At 38.7% G+C, this 15,600-nt stretch carries 11 protein-coding genes; 10 read left to right on the top strand and 1 reads right to left on the bottom strand.

Features of this window, described 5'->3' with window-relative positions:
* Positions 1-163 precede the first annotated feature (163 nt).
* The 10 genes from HXT27_RS01220 (at position 164) to HXT27_RS01175 (ending at position 14,861) form a co-directional block, all read left to right on the top strand.
* A complete protein-coding gene (locus HXT27_RS01220; protein WP_075523746.1) occupies positions 164-1,567 on the top strand; it encodes an NCS2 family permease in 1,404 nt (467 codons plus the stop codon).
* Between the two features lie 497 nt (positions 1,568-2,064).
* On the top strand, positions 2,065-2,586 hold the full coding sequence (rplJ, locus tag HXT27_RS01215) for a 50S ribosomal protein L10 (RefSeq protein ID WP_075523745.1): 522 nt from the start codon (positions 2,065-2,067) through the stop codon (positions 2,584-2,586).
* A 98-nt stretch (positions 2,587-2,684) separates the two neighbouring features.
* Positions 2,685-3,065, top strand: coding sequence for a 50S ribosomal protein L7/L12 (gene rplL, locus HXT27_RS01210; protein WP_075523744.1), 381 nt, complete (start codon positions 2,685-2,687; stop codon positions 3,063-3,065).
* A 455-nt stretch (positions 3,066-3,520) separates the two neighbouring features.
* Complete coding sequence (gene mvk, locus HXT27_RS01205; RefSeq protein ID WP_297642921.1) at positions 3,521-4,654, top strand: mevalonate kinase; 1,134 nt, start codon at positions 3,521-3,523, stop codon at positions 4,652-4,654.
* 219 nt (positions 4,655-4,873) lie between these two features.
* Entirely contained in the window at positions 4,874-5,953 is a 1,080-nt protein-coding gene (gene mvaD / locus HXT27_RS01200; protein ID WP_103043459.1) for a diphosphomevalonate decarboxylase, read from the top strand.
* Positions 5,954-6,066: 113 nt separating this feature from the next.
* Positions 6,067-8,778 (top strand): type 2 isopentenyl-diphosphate Delta-isomerase, encoded by a 2,712-nt coding sequence (gene fni / locus HXT27_RS01195; RefSeq protein WP_422113178.1) that lies wholly within the window; start codon positions 6,067-6,069, stop codon positions 8,776-8,778.
* A gap of 101 nt (positions 8,779-8,879) precedes the next feature.
* Complete coding sequence (gene rpmB, locus HXT27_RS01190) at positions 8,880-9,074, top strand: 50S ribosomal protein L28 (protein ID WP_075523740.1); 195 nt, start codon at positions 8,880-8,882, stop codon at positions 9,072-9,074.
* Positions 9,075-9,275: 201 nt separating this feature from the next.
* Positions 9,276-10,745: an FHA domain-containing protein gene (locus HXT27_RS01185; protein WP_422113177.1), complete on the top strand. Its 1,470-nt coding sequence runs from the start codon at positions 9,276-9,278 to the stop codon at positions 10,743-10,745.
* Positions 10,711-14,661: a helicase gene (locus HXT27_RS01180; protein ID WP_422113176.1), complete on the top strand. Its 3,951-nt coding sequence runs from the start codon at positions 10,711-10,713 to the stop codon at positions 14,659-14,661. The genes HXT27_RS01185 and HXT27_RS01180 overlap by 35 nt, the downstream gene beginning before the upstream one ends.
* Positions 14,661-14,861 carry a hypothetical protein gene (locus tag HXT27_RS01175; protein WP_422113175.1) on the top strand — a complete coding sequence of 67 codons (201 nt, stop codon included), beginning with the start codon at positions 14,661-14,663 and terminating at the stop codon, positions 14,859-14,861. The genes HXT27_RS01180 and HXT27_RS01175 overlap by 1 nt, the downstream gene beginning before the upstream one ends.
* Before the next feature lie 88 nt (positions 14,862-14,949).
* Here the strand turns inward: HXT27_RS01175 and HXT27_RS01170 are convergent, their stop codons facing one another.
* The gene (locus tag HXT27_RS01170) at positions 14,950-15,492 is read right to left on the bottom strand and encodes an SAF domain-containing protein (RefSeq protein ID WP_422113174.1); all 543 of its coding nucleotides are present in this window, start codon (positions 15,490-15,492) and stop codon (positions 14,950-14,952) included.
* Positions 15,493-15,600: the final 108 nt, after the last annotated feature.

Genomic DNA, 15,600 nt, shown 5'->3' with positions numbered 1-15,600 from the left:
TTTTCATAATTTTATGTGAGATTTTGCGATGCCTTCGCTATGCCGGCGAGTCGCAGTAACCTCTGCGTGAATGCCCAAATGTAATTGCGTGCGCGATTGCTCAAGAGCCTTCGCCGCGCTTTTTATGGTCTTTTGCGCTTGTAAACCAAGGAACCGAGAGTTTATGGAAAAGTTCTTCCATCTCAAAGAAAACGGCACGAATGTACCAACGGAGATCACTGCAGGTCTCACTACATTCTTCGCAATGTCGTACATAATCATCGTAAATCCAAATGTATTAAAAGAAACTGGTATGCCATGGGGTGGCGTGTTCTTAGCAACAATTATTGCAGCTATTATTGGCACGCTTGTTATGGGTCTGTTTGCTAACGTGCCTTACGCTCAAGCTGCTGGTATGGGTCTTAATGCGTTCTTTACGTTCACTGTCGTAAAAGGCTTAGGCTTTAGTTGGCAGCATGCCATGTGTATGGTGTTCTTATGCGGTTTAATTAACATTCTTATTACCGTTACTAAAATTCGTAAAATGATTATTCGTGCCATCCCGACTTCGTTACAACACGCAATCGGCGGTGGCATCGGTTTATTCGTGGCTTATGTTGGCATGGTGAACGTTGATTTGATTAAGTTCACTCCAAAAGACAAAGAAGCTGTAGCAATTGCATCTAAATTTGGTGCAACTCCTGCAATTCCAGGTCTTGCTGTTCTAAAGAACCCAGTTCTATGGTTGTTCCTTATTGGCTTGATTTTGGCAATTATTCTTACTGTTTTGAATGTTCGCGGATCTTTGCTTATTTCCATTGTTGTTACAGCTATCATTGGTATTCCAATGGGTTTGACTACTATGAACAACTCTGTGTCAATCATGGGCGCTTTCCATGATTTGCCTAAGACTTTCTGTGCAATATTTACAAACGAAGGATTCCCAACTCTGTTCTCACGTCCTGATCGTATTCCGCTGGTTTTAATAACAATCTTTGCTTTCTCAATGTCTGATACTTTCGACACTTTGGGTACTTTCATTGGTACTGGTCGTCGTACTGGAATCTTCTCTGAAGCGGACGAGCGTGCTTTGGAAAACGGCTCCGGATTTAGCTCCAAGATGGATCGCGCTTTGTTTGCTGATTCCATTGCAACTTCTGTTGGTGCAATCTTCGGTACTTCTAACACCACTACTTATGTAGAGTCTGCTGCAGGTATTGGTGCAGGTGGTCGTACAGGTTTGACTTCAGTAGTTGTGTCAATCTGTTTTGCACTTTCAATAGTTCTTGCTCCAGTTGTTTCCGCTGTACCTGCTGCTGCAACTGCTGGTGTGCTTGTGGTTGTTGGATGCATGATGGCAAGTTCTTTGAAGGAAATTGCTTGGGATGATATTTCCGAGGCAATTCCTGCATTCTTCGCAGCTGTATTCATGGCATTTTCTTACAACATTTCTTACGGTATCGCAGCCGGATTCATTATGTACTGCTTAGTGATGACTTGCAAGAAGCGCGCTAAGGAAATTCATCCAATGCTTTGGATTGTTTCTTTGTTGTTCTTGCTTGATTTTATTGCTAACGCTGTGCTGTAAATAAGTAGCTGTGCTGTAAATGTAAGTAAATGTGAATTGAATTTCAAGAATTTAACTTCAAGAATTTAGTTCGCAAGCATAAGAAAAATTAGAGGGCGTGTGATTACATGCCCTCTTTCTGTTTCTATTTCTGTTTTTATTTTTGTTTTTCTAAATTTATTCTTAGATTTACTGCAAATTCGCTTGATATTGTCTTCTATTTTCTTGATACTTGCTTAATACTTTCTTCTATTTTCTTGACATTGTCTTAGATGCATATTAAACTATCCCAACGTAAACCACAGACCGTTGGTGGAATCGCGAGATTCCTGAAATTGATGTGTCATGCCAGCACAGGTTGAGCAATGATTTGCAAATTGTTTATTGTAAATCGAAAGTTTAAACGCTTTAGTGTTTTGTTTGTTGCTCTGCCAGTGCGCAGAGCTTTTTTGTTGCTCTGTTTAGATTAAGCTTGATGTGTTTCTTTCAAATCGACGGCCGATTTAGGAAGGAACGCCATGAAGAGGCCCGAAAAGGAAGCGGTAGTTGCAGAGCTTACTGGATTATTCCGTAATGCAGACGCTGTCTACCTCACCGAGTACCGCGGGCTTACAGTTCCGCAGATTTCTGATTTGCGTGAAAAGCTAGGCCGCGATACTTCCTACTCTGTGGCTAAGAACACGCTTGCTCGTATTGCTGCTAAGGAAGCGGGCATTGAAGGTCTTGACGAGCTTCTCGCCGGTCCAACTGCAATCACTTTCGTAAAAGGTGATTTCATTGAGGCTGCTAAGACTTTGCGTGATTTTGCCAAAGAGAATAAGACCCTCGTTATCAAGGGCGGTTTCGCAGATGGAACCGTTTACGATGCCGAAGGTGCAAAGCAGCTTGCAGACTTGAAGTCTCGCCCACAGTTGCTTTCCGAAATGGCCGGCGCGCTCAAGGGCACTATGTCCAAGGCCGCTTACCTGTTCAACGCTTTGCCAACAAAGGCTGTGCGTACTATCGACGCTTTGCGCGAAAAGCAGGAAAAGGCCGCGTGATACCCTTGCAGCTTGCTGCATGAGTCAAATAATAATAAAAAATTTGATGGCTTAAGGCACAACGTGTGCCTATCGGCCAAGTAAGAAAGGAAGCCATTATGGCTAAGCTCACTAATGAAGAGCTTCTTGAAGCTTTTGGTGAAATGACCCTCGTTGAGCTCTCCGAGTTCGTCAAGGCTTTTGAAGAGAAGTTTGATGTTGAAGCTGCTGCACCTGTAGCCGCTGTTGCCGCTGCTCCAGCTGCTGCTGGCGCTGCTGAGGAAGAGAAGGACGAGTTTGATGTCGTTCTCGCTTCCGTTGGCGATAAGAAGATTGCAGTCATCAAGGCTGTTCGTGCTTTGACCAACCTTGGTTTGGCTGAAGCTAAGGCTCTCGTTGACGGTGCTCCAAAGGCTGTTCTCGAGAAGGCTAAGAAGGAAGATGCTGATAAGGCTAAGGCTGCTCTCGAAGAGGCTGGCGCTACTGTAGAACTTAAGTAGTTCATAGCAAATTTTGGCTAAATTTGCGTAATGCAATAATAGCTAATGCTTTTAGGCGAAAGTGACTTTATTGTTGCTTTCGCCTTTTAGTTTATATTAGTTTTTTAATTTAATCTGTTTTACAAGTTTTAGAAAATAACGAAAATAGCACCGTTTTTGGCATATATACACTAGTTTTTGATTGAAATATTTTTTGTATTTTGTATTTTCGGCATATAAGCAGATTTTTATTAGTTCTTATTCATTTTTATTAGTTCTTATTCATATTTTTATTCGTTCAATTTTCTAACATAACATAAATTAGTAATCGAACGAAAAATAAAAAATATTTTGTGAATGTGTTGTGAGCTTATTTGAAATATCGTAGTTTTTTAATTCGTTGAAGATTAGATTAGAAAAGTTGTTTGTAATCTTTGCTTGTAGGAGGCTATGCGTTGAGTAGCGCGTGTGAAACAATTTGTCATGCGTCAAATGCATATGATGCTTTTAGTAAGTCTTGTGTAACTCCTCGTTTTGGCGTTGGAAAAACATGCGCAAAAGTAATACTTTTTGGTGAACATTCAGTTGTGTATGGATATCCTGCTGTTGCATTGCCTTTGCGAAATCTTTGTATGCGAGCCACTGTTTCTAATGAATGCACTTTTAATTTTGAGTTAGATAAATCTTTTGAGTTAAAATCGAAGACTACTTCCTTAAATTCACATAGTTCTCTTAATTCCTCTAACTTACATAGTTCTCTTAATTCCTCTAATTCTCTTAGCGTTGAAACTAGTATCGAAACTAATATTGACGATAATATTGTTTTTTCTGCTTTAGGATTTACTGGATTATTGCGAAATATCCCTCCTAGATTTTCCTCTATTCGAACTGCTATTCATTGCGCGTTAGATTTTGCAGGCTGGGATGGGGAACGCTTGTATGTATTGACAGAATCAGATTTTCCACCTGAAAGAGGATTAGGATCTTCTGCTGCTTCTGCTGGCGCAATTATCCGCGCTATTTTGGATTATTATGGTATTGACGCTAATCAGTCGCAATTATTTTCTTTAACTCAGCAAGCTGAGCGTGTAGCTCACGGGCGACCTTCTGGATTGGATGCTGTTGCAACTTCATCTCTTTTGCCTGTGAAATATTGCAATGGATCATTTGATTATATGAATATAAATATGCGAGCTTGGATTGTACTCGCTGATTCTGGGTTAAAAGGCATGACTAGAGTAACTGTGGAAGATTTACGAAAAAAGCGTGATGAAAATCCTACTTTCGTAAATTCTCTTTTGCAAGAATTAGGCGATATTGCTTTAAGTGCCGAAGATGATTTGTTAAATGGAAGTAGCGAAAATGTGGGAATAAAAATGATTCGTGCTCATAGAATTTTAGATAAGCTTGGAATTAGTACTCCTTTGCTAAATGATTTAGTTGATGCTGCTTATTCTAACGGAGCGCTAGGCGCAAAATTAACTGGTGGTGGAGGAGGAGGTTGCGTTATAGCGATTGCTGATTCTGAAGATTGCGCATACAAAGTTAGCGATGCTTTCAAATCTGCTGGAGCTAAAAAAACTTGGATTGTTGATATTAGCGGAAAATAATAATTTAATAAGATATTGATACGTTATTTGACTAAGTTATTGATATGTTAGCGTGTTAAGTTGTGTGTGAGTGCATGAATTCGTTAGTTATGTTAAGTTGTGTGTGAGTGTGTGAATGCATGAATGCGTGATTGCGTAAACGCGTGATCGTGTGAATTCCTTGAGTTGTGCATGAGTGCATAACAACATGAGTGTGTTAAGTCGTGAAAGTGAGAGTATATGCAAAGCGTGATTGTTAATCCGTCAGTATTTTACGATGATTCAATGAATGCTAATTGCGCTCGCGCTTGTGCAAATGTAAATATTGCTCTCATTAAATATTGGGGTAAGCGTAATGAAGAGTTGATTTTGCCTTATGCTTCTTCGCTATCTTTAACACTTGCAGATTGGGGAACTGAAACACAAGTTAGTTTTGATGAGAATTTATCCGAAGATAACATTTCTTTAGACGGTGTAACACTTGTTGGTGGCAAGTCGAATAAAGTACGTAATCGCATAATTTCTATGTTAGATCTTATACGTGCTCGTGCTGGAATATCCCTAAAAGCTAATGTTGTATCTCATAACAGCGTTCCAACTGCAGCAGGATTAGCATCTAGTGCATCCGGATTTGCGGCATTAGCTGCAGCTGGAGCATATGCCGCGGGATTAAATTTAAGTCCTCGTGAATTATCTAAACTTGCTCGAAGAGGTTCTGGATCTGCATGTAGATCTATTTTTGGAGGACTTTCAATTTGGAATGCTGGAGAAGATGATGAATCTTCATATGCAGAGCCTATCCAAATGCCTGAAAATCTTCAATTAGCAATGATCGCAATAGTTTTAGATTCTGCGCCTAAACCAATTTCTAGTCGAGAAGCAATGAGCAGAACTGTAAAAACATCGCCAACCTATATACCTTGGATTAAGCAATCGGAAAAAGATTTTCAGAACGCAATTTGTGCTATAAAAAATAGTGATATTGAAACTTTAGGAAACATAGTAGAGAAAAATTTCATGGGCATGCATGAAACAATGCATAATGCTGTACCTCCTGTTAATTACATCACTGAAGATAGTTATAAAGTATTGGAAATTATAAAAAATTTGCGTTCAAAAGGATTGCCTGTTTGGGCAACTATGGATGCTGGTCCTAATGTGAAAGTTCTTACTGTTAAAAGTGAAGCAGAGAAAGTTGCAAATGATTTGCGCTCGCATATTTCTAAAGTTTTAGATAATTCAAATTTGTCTTCTAATAAACCGATTCGTATTATGGTCGCTTTGCCTGGAGATGGAGTACGTATTTTTGTTAGAAAATGAGTGTGTAGTGAGTGTGTAGTGAGTGTGTAGGATTTTATGCTAGTAATATCATGTAGATAGTAGAAATACTCATTTTAGGCGCTTTAGACATATATAAACGATATGGGGATATCATGAGCAAAGTGCAAGACATGGCTTCGGGAAAGCTTTATATTGCAGGTGAATATGCAGTTGTAGATGGAGCTGCTGCAATTGTAGTAGCTGTAAATCGCTATGTGAGCGCAACAATCGATGATGATGATTTGCGCATAACAGATATACACGGTAAGAATTATTCCAGTAAGTTTTTAAGTAAATCTAATTCAGAATTAAAAGATTTTAATAAATTAGATTCTCCAACAGTATACGGTTCTATATCATCTGTTTCTGAAAGTGTTGATTCTGCTGGTGATTCTGCTTGTGGTTCTGCTGGTGAAAGTGTTGATTCTTCTTGTGTATCTTTGGATTCTCAGCGCTTGCAGCAAAAAGTCAACAAAAATTCAAAATACAAAACTTTATATTGGAAGCGCTCTTTTAATGGTAAAGATATTCTTGTTGAAGAAGAAAAATATGCGCAATTTTACTCTTATGTGCTTTCTGCAATGAATGTTGTAGATAAATTTGCATTTGAACAATATAAAAAGCCCTTAAATAATTGTTATAACGTGCGTATTTCTAGTGATTTAGATGATTCGCGTTCAGGCAGAAAATATGGATTGGGTTCTTCAGCAGCAGTTACAGTTGCTGTAGTTCGTGCATTGTGTAAGTGGTATGACTTAGATATTTCTACTCCGGATATTTGTAAGCTAGCATTGATTGCATCTGCTCTAGTAGAAGGTTCTGGAAGTGGCGGAGATGTGGCTGCTAGTGTTTACGGCGGTTGGATTATGTATAGAGCGTATTATCGCGATTGGCTTAAAGCTGAAATAGAGATGGTGAATTCTGGGGATCTTGATTTTCATAAGCTTGTGCGAAAAAAGTGGCCACGTTTAGAAGTAAAACGTTTGAATGTAAACCCATCTTTAAAATTACTTGTTGGTTGGACTGGTATTCCTTCTTCGAGTTCTTCGTTAGTTAGCAGTGTTAAATCAAATCGAGTGTCACAAAAATTGTTTACTTATGAAGATTTTTGTTTGTTAAGTGAAGCTTGTGTACAAAGGCTTGTGAAAGTGCTTGAAAGCGGCGATTTAATAAGTCTTTCGCATGGTTTGGAATGTAATCGTCAACTTTTGAGAGATTTGAGCGATTTAACTCAAACTACTATTGAAACTCCAATGCTAACTAGTTTGATTGAAACAGCAAAGTTTGTTGGTGCTGCTGCTAAAACTAGTGGTGCTGGCGGTGGCGATTGTGGAATCGCTTTAGCTAGTTCATACAATAAAGACGGTATTTCTTATATTAAAGATACTTGGAAATCAGATGGAATTAAGCCGCTAAATCTTAATGTAGCTAAAATTAACGGTACTGGAAAATCTTCAGAAAACATAGTTTTGCATTATGAATTTAGCGAAAAATTATCTCAATATAATACAGGTAATAAGAAGAAAATTTCGTATATTCATGAAGAAATAGATTTTGACGATATTCATTTACCTCATGAAGGTGATCCTATTACTGCTGGAGCTTTTGCAAAACGTAATGCGAGTAAAATGGATTCGCGTAATTCTAGTAATTTAGAATCGTCTAATTTGTGTAATAAAAAATCCTCTTTGTCTAATTCTTCGCCTAATAAAAAATCCTCTCGTATTACTATAAAAAATGTCATTTCTAATTTAGAATCTCAAATAACTTCAAATCGCAAAAATATGCATTTGGCTATTGCAGACGAGCAATATAAAGCTAATTCTGAAGCTGGATTTGATGATATAAGTTTTATGCCGACTTCTTTGCCAAACATTTCGCTAGAAAACGTGGATTCTAGTGTGAGTTTTTGGGGATATTCCTCGCCAATTCCGTTGTATATTAACGCAATTACAGGCGGAAGCAAAGAAGCTAAAGCTGTGAATGCTCAATTAGCTAGAGTTTCTTGCAAAACGAATATTCCTATGTCTTCTGGCTCTTTGAGTGCAGCTCTTAAAGACCCTTCTCTTATAGATACTTTTAGTGTTATTCGTGATGAAAATCCTAAAGGTTTTGTGTTTGCAAATGTTGGTGCTGGAACTAGCGCGTCTGACGCTATGCGTGCTATTGAAATGATTAACGCTAATGCTTTACAAGTTCATCTTAATGTTGCTCAAGAGTTAGTTATGCCTGAAGGCGATCGTGATTTTAGTGATTGGATGCTAAATATTAAAAATATTTCGATTGCTTGCAATAAAGCGAATATACCTATGATTGTTAAAGAAACTGGTTGCGGAATGACTTCTTTAGATGTTCGTAGATTATATGATCTCGGTGTGCGCTTTGTGGATATTGGTGGACGTGGAGGCACGAATTTTATAACTATAGAAAATTCTCGTAGGGATTCTAACGATTATGGATATTTGAGTTCTTGGGGTCTTACGACTGTTGAATCTTTGCTAGATGTTATGAGATATGAGAATTGCAATAATGGAAGTATAAAAGTGTTTGCAAGTGGAGGAGTGCGTACTCCTCTTGATGTGATTCGTGCTTTAGCGTTAGGTGCTCAAGCAGTTGGAGTTGCTGGAGAATTTTTGCACATTCTTATGCATAGTGGTGAAGAAGTATTAGAGCAGCGAATTTTTGAATGGATAGAGCAAATTCGTAATATTATGGCATTGCTTGGCGCACAAAAAGTGTCGGATATTCGTTCTAAATCTAGGCTTATTTTAAAGGGTGATTCTTTAGAATTTAATAAGAGTTTGAATAGTTGTCTTGACAAGTGATATACTTGTGTAGTTGTGCGTTCATACACGCTTATCTGTTTATGCGTATTTGTGTGATTGAACGACGCAAGACTTGCAAGTCTAGAATTAGGGAGTTCATCATGTCAGCTCGTTGCGCAGTATGTGGCAAGGGACCGCAAACCGGTTTCTCTGTGTCGCATTCACATATCCGCAATAAGCGCACCTTCCGCCCGAATCTTCAGCCAGTTCGCACTACTATTGATGGCGAGAATGTTCGTCTTCGCGTGTGCGTGAAATGCATTAAGGCTGGAAAGGTTCAGCGCGTTGAGGCGTGAGTCGCTTAAAGAATGTAAGATGCCCTGAGCAAAAGTTCAGGGCTCTTTTTGTATATAAATATAAATTTCTGTCTTATAGTACAAAATCTGTCTTATAGAACAGAATTTGCCTTATAGCACAAAATTTTTATATAGAATCTCGCAATATACACAAAGCATGACACAATAGAAGGTAGTGTGTTTTGTGAAGGGAGCATTAGCGTGGCCAGTCAACAAACAGTACAACGCTGGATGATTACAGTAGGTGGCGTAGAGCAAGCTCGAATTGGAGCAGGTCAATCAGTTGAGATTGGTCGTAAGCCTATTAGACCTTTAAGAGATGATGGCTTTAAGCGTATAGATATTGTAGATAATAAGCGTTCTATGTCTAAGCGTCACGCGTTGCTGATTGTTAGCAAGAATGGTGTTGCAACTATCCGCGATCTTCATTCAACTAATGGCACTTACTTAGTTGGGGATAATGGCAATTTAATGCGTTTAGAGCCGGATATTGATTTTCAACTTCCGAACAGCATAATGCGTATGCAATTTGGTGATGTTCCTATTGATTTTGTGCATGTTGAAGAAGATGCTAGTGAAGATGATTCTGTAAGAGATCTTTTCTCTTATGCTACTGACGATAACCGCCAAGAACCGGATGTTTCTGATTTATCGGTTGATCAAATTTTAGATTTGCGTGCAGGTGAGCCTACTGGTGTTTTCCATGCTCAGTCTGTTTCGCAGCCAGAGCTTACTTGGAATCATGAAGGTTCAGTTTTAAGCTCTGAAAATATAAATGTTCCAAATGCTAATGCTGTTGAAGTAGAAATTCCAGTTCTTCGTAAAGAAGAAGAAGTTGAGCCTCGTAATCTTTTTGATGACGCTCAAGAAAGTTCTGTTGTTGAGCAATCTGTTGTTGAGCAATCTGATGTTGAGCAATCTGATGCGTCTTCTGATAGTTCTGTTAGCGAATCTGAAAATAGTGTTTCCGATAAAGATTCAGCTGATAGTGAAGAAAATAGTAAAGAGAACTTGCAAGATGATTCGCTGTCTGATTCGCTGTCTGATGATTTATCATCCGATTTGCAAGGTGATTCGCTAAACAATTCTCAAGAAAATTCTCAAGAAAATACGCAGCTTTATAATCAAATTTCAGAAGAAAACAATGCGCAAAATGTTCAAAATCAGGATATTTTTGAGTCTGTAGAATCAGAAGATTCGCATACAGATTCTGTAACGTCTGATAATGCAAAATTTGAGAATAATGAGCTTTCTACTAGTGAATCTGAATCAAATTACGATTCTTTTGCTAATTCTAATGTTGGATCGTCTTATGATTCATCTTCTTCTCAATCTTCTCAATTCTCAAATAATGATTTTTACGATGAATATACGCCTGCATTCGAGCCTGGGTCTGTTTTTGAGAAAGTTTCACAAGGTGAATTTGATTCTAATCATGAAGTTATAGAAGCTGGCGGATTTACATCGGATGAAGCGAAGCAAACTTCAGATTTTTCTGAGCAATTTGAAATGGCAAAATATTCTGAATTGTTGCCGTATTTAGCTATGAACACGAATCTTTATGATGATTTGTATGCTTGGCTTGCAGCTCAATCAAACGCTGATGTCGATGAAGCTTTAGCTAGAAATAGCGGATATGATTCATACCGCAAAGCAATGGGGAGTGAATGATATGAATAGTGGTGAATCTTTTGAAACAGGTGCAACTCGTCATAATGTTGCTTTGATAAATGATCTTAAAAAATGGCGTGACGATTATCAATCGCAGCTAGTTCCTTCTCCGCTAGAGGATATTACTAAATTGCAAGCTAAGCTTGAGCTTACTCATGCACATCCTTCTGGAATTGCTCAACTTTTTGCTAGTGGAAAAGTCACGTTGAAAGCACTATTTAGAGATTCTGGAATATTAAGAGCTGCCGGTCGCAATTTGAATCGTGTATGTGAAGATCGAGATAATAAAGCGCATGAAAGCGGAGTTTCAGAGTTATCTCTTGTTGTTGGAGTAGCTTCTTTCAATGGCAATCATGTTCCTGTGTTGACTTATCCTGTTCGTGTAGTTCGAGATAGTTCTCAAGATGAAACAGTAGCGTCTATCTACTTTTCCGGTAATGTTCGATTAAATCATGCTTTGGTTCAGCGTCTAAGTGAGCGTGGAGTGGAACTTCGTGAAGAGGTTCTTTTTGATGGTTCTAATTATGAAAGTGGAACTCCAGAAACATCCGCTGTATTTGCTGCTGTAAGTGAGCAAGCTCGTAGCGTTTTTCCTGATTTTGATATTGAGCGAGATATTGTTCTTGGATGTTTCACAGACGCTGGTACAAGATTTGTAACAGAAGGCGATCATATTATAGAAGCATTAAAAACAGGTGTTGTCGGTAACACTATGATTGATGCGATTTTTTCAGATAAGGACGCTATAAACAAACTTAAGGCTTTTAACGCTCCGCAATACACACCTTTTGACGCAGATCCTCATAGTGAGTTTGAAGTAGGTGATGTAGATAATACAGTCCGTTATGCTGCTACTTTGGCTGCATCTGGAACTTCTGTTTTTATGAATATTGATGCAGGATGTGATTCTGCTACTTTGGCTGCATCTGTGGCATCTCGTTCTGTATTAGCTGGGCATTCAGTTCTATATGTTGCAAATGTTAGTGAACAACAACGTAGATTCCGTCACGCTTTAAGCGCTCATGAAATCTCGTCTTTGGCTGTAGATGTGTCTGATCCTCATATCGCTAAACATGTGGATTCTCAGCTCATTTCTGCTGTAGGAGTGCGTCATAGTGTTGCATCATCGCGATTTGAACAAGTTGCAGATGAGCTTGTTGGTGTTCGCGCTCGTTTAACTCGTTATCTTGGAGATTTGCATAAAGATAATGAGCATTGGGGTATTTCTGCTTATCAAACTATACAAAATCTTGCTGCAATAGCTATGTTGCCTTCTAGGCCTTCAACTCATGTGAGATTTGATGTTAATTGCGCTCGCTTGCTATCTGGGCATCTTGAATCTTGGGCGCATAAGCTTCACGATGCAGACAAACTCGGTGAATTTACTATTACTCCGGAAGATACTCCATGGTTTGGTGCATCTGTTTTTGACGAAAGTGAAGCTGTTAATGTTTATCAAAGAGTTGTTGATGTATTAACTAAATTACTTCCTGCAACTCGTGAACAAGTTAAAACAACTGTTCAAAATTGTGGTTTCCCTGTTCCGAATACTGCTAGACAATGGGCGCGTCAAATAACAGTTTTGAAGAATTTACGGCGTGTTCTAGATGTTTTCCAGCCTGAGATTTTTGAGCGCGATTTGGAATCTATGATTGAAGCAAGTAAGCCTAAGTCTTTGCGCAAATCTGAAGGAACAGATATGGGATTCTGGGAACGCAGAAGACGTGTTAAAGAGGCGCGTAATTTGCTACGCGTTGGTGCAAAAGTTGATGATTTGCATGAGGCTTTGAAGATTGTTGCTCAACAGGCAGCGCAGTGGAGATTGTTTGTTCCTCATGGCGGATGGCCTGTTTTGCCTCCTAAGTTAGACGATATTGTTGATACGCAAGAAATGCTAACTCGTAATCTTGTTGCATTGGATTCTGTTCTTGCTACTACTCGTCAAGGTGCAGATTTAGAAAATACTGATTTTGCTAAGCTTGATGAGCGTTTGCGTTCTTTGCACGATAATCGCACATCTCTTGATACTTTGCCTGGTAGATGCGTTTTAGAGCGTGATTTTAGAAGAGCTGGATTAAGTGATTTAGTAGAAGATTTGCGTCGTCGTCATATTACAGGTCAAGCTCTTGATGGCGAATTGCAACTTGCTTGGTGGACTACTGTTTTTGAAGATATTGTTCGTTCTTCTGAAATTATTTCTCATCAAGATGGATCTGCTATGCAAGATGCGGCAGATAGATTTGTGCAAGTTGATACTGAGCACGTGCGTTCTATTGGGCCTATGGTTCAACAAGAAGCTATGAAGCATTTGTGTGATTTGCTTTTTGCTCACACTCAAGAAGCTAATCAACTTCATACTATGCTTGCAGGTAATCGTGTTGGTGTGACTTTCGCTAATTTGGTAAGAGATTATGCTGATTTGGTTCTTTGTGCTAAGCCGATTATGATTGGCATGCCTTCGACTTTAGCTATGAGACTGCCGTTTAAGCCTATTGCAGATACTGTAATAATTGATTCTGCAGAGCATATTTCGAATCTTGAATTATTGTCTGTGCTTGTTAGAGCGCGAAATGTTGTTATTATCGCTCATAAATCTACTATAAGCTCTCAATGCCTTAAGAAATTGGTTGATTTATTGCCGCAGGTTAGAATAAAATCTCACGCTTTGCGCAGATCCTTACTCTTGGCGAAGTTCCTGGAGTCTAACGGTTATGGTGAGGTTCATCAAGATATTCCTGTAGAACGATTGCAAGGTAGAGTGCGTTTGCATCAAGTTGAAGCAACTGGTGTTCCTGTTATGTCTTCTGGGTTGATTGAATGCTCCCAGAAAGAAATTGATGAAGTTGTGTCGTTGATTAAGCAAAGAGCTCAAACTTTTACTGTTGTTCCTTCTAGTTATGTTCTTGCAGTTGTGATGCTCACTAACGCATTCCGTATACGTCTTGGTGCTGATTTGAAAGCTTTAGCATTTAAGGATGAGAATATGGCGCGATTCTTGCGTCACGTTCGATTAGTTAGCGTCAATGAGGCTGTTGGAGCTTACGCTACTGATGTTATTCTTTCGTTCTGCTATGCAAAGACTTCGCACGGTCGCCTTTTGCAACAATTCGGTTTGTTGGAAGCTGAAGGCGGTAAAAACATGCTGTTGGATTCTTTGGCTTTATCTCGCAGGAATCTAGATATTGTTTGTGCTTTTACGTCTAAAGACATGGATGATGAGCGTTTGCATCAAGATGGTCCTAAGCTGCTTAAGAATTTGCTTATTTGGGCAGAGAATTTGAGTGATAATTCTGTGAATTCTGATTCTTCTGGTGATAGTGGTGTTGGTGCAGCTGCTGATGGTGCTGGTGATTCTGTAGTAGCTAATGAAGTTAGTGCTGATTCTTCTGTATCGTCTGATTCTGAACCTTCTGAATCGTCTGATTCTTCTGATTCTGAACCTTCTGTTTCAGACTCTGACTCTGATTCTGTTTCAGACTCTGAAAAATCTAATAGCTCAAAATCTACGCGATCCGTATTGGAAGATGAGCTTTCAAAATCTGGTGATTTGAATTCTCATGAATCTTCTGTTGAAATGTTAGCTCGCAATGAAAATGTGCTTTTTGCTGATTTAGCTGAGCGAGTTCGTTCTAGGGGATTGCGTGTTTGCGCTAATTATGGATTAAATACAGGTATTAAGATTCCTCTTGTTGTGGGATTGCCAGATAAGCCTTATGAAATTGCTATTTTGACTGATGATTCTCAATTCATGAGCATTCAATCTACTAGAGAGCGTCATCGCATGCTTATTCAAGATCTCGAAACTCTTGGATGGGTTGTTATGAATGTGTGGAGTGTTGCAGCATTTGTTAATCCTGAAAAAGAAGTAGATCGCATTGTATCTCGTATTGGCGAGTTGCATGGAGATGAGCGTTAATGGCGTATGATCCTAATCGGCGTGCCCCGCGTAAACATAATCGCGTGGTTCGCCGAGGTTCTGAGTTGTTTGAGATAGATGGCGTAAAGTTGGATCCTTATGATTTTCAGAATTCAATTCAGAAATCAGAAGATGATGATCAACGTATTTTGACTCAATTACCTCCTCATTGGGCAATATTTAACGAGCATATTGATTAGTGTTTGACTTGTAATATTCTTGGGCTGGTAACACTTTTTAATATTTTGTTGTTAAACGTTAGTTTAAGCTTAAAGAAACTCGTTGTTTTTATTGTTTTATGGCTATTATTGCACCTGTTGGCGTGTCGGATTGAGCGTTCAGAAGTTCTAGCGCGTCATTTGCTCTCATTGCAAGCGTTGCAATATGTTTGCTATCTGGTGTTTTAATAACAAGTACATCTCTTAAAACTGTAAAATTTGCTCTCTTTTCACTTGTTGTTTGACTGTTATTATTCTCGATTTCTTTGTGATTATCTTTATTTGTATTATTTATATCATTTGGCGATTTAGCGAATGCAATAGAGATATTTTCTCCAGGTTTTAGTGCTTGATTTGCGCTAGATAAAGTTACGTCAATCGTTGTGTATCCTTTAGGGATATTTGGCGACTTGCTAATTTCGTTAGTGAGTATTGGCATGCCAGATTTTATGTTACATAAAGCTGTTAGATTCAAATCTGATGAGTATGATCTAAGTACTTGCTGAAAAACTTCGTGTTTTGGAACAGTAATACTTTGAACGTGAGATGAGGTTATTTTTTCTCCTATTGCAATAGATTTTCTTGCAATAATAATATTCTGTGTTTCTTGCATTGCACTTATTGCAGATATACAAAACATCATTAATATAAACGAACTTATTACAATGAGTATTTTACGTAAAAATCTTTTATTACGCCTTTTTATAAGCGCGCTCTCATA

Source organism: Gardnerella bivia (assembly GCF_049262715.1).
GTDB lineage: Bacteria > Actinomycetota > Actinomycetes > Actinomycetales > Bifidobacteriaceae > Bifidobacterium > Bifidobacterium vaginale_A.
The sequence above is the reverse complement of the archived record's forward strand: the minus strand, read 5'-3'. Positions and strand labels throughout refer to the sequence as shown.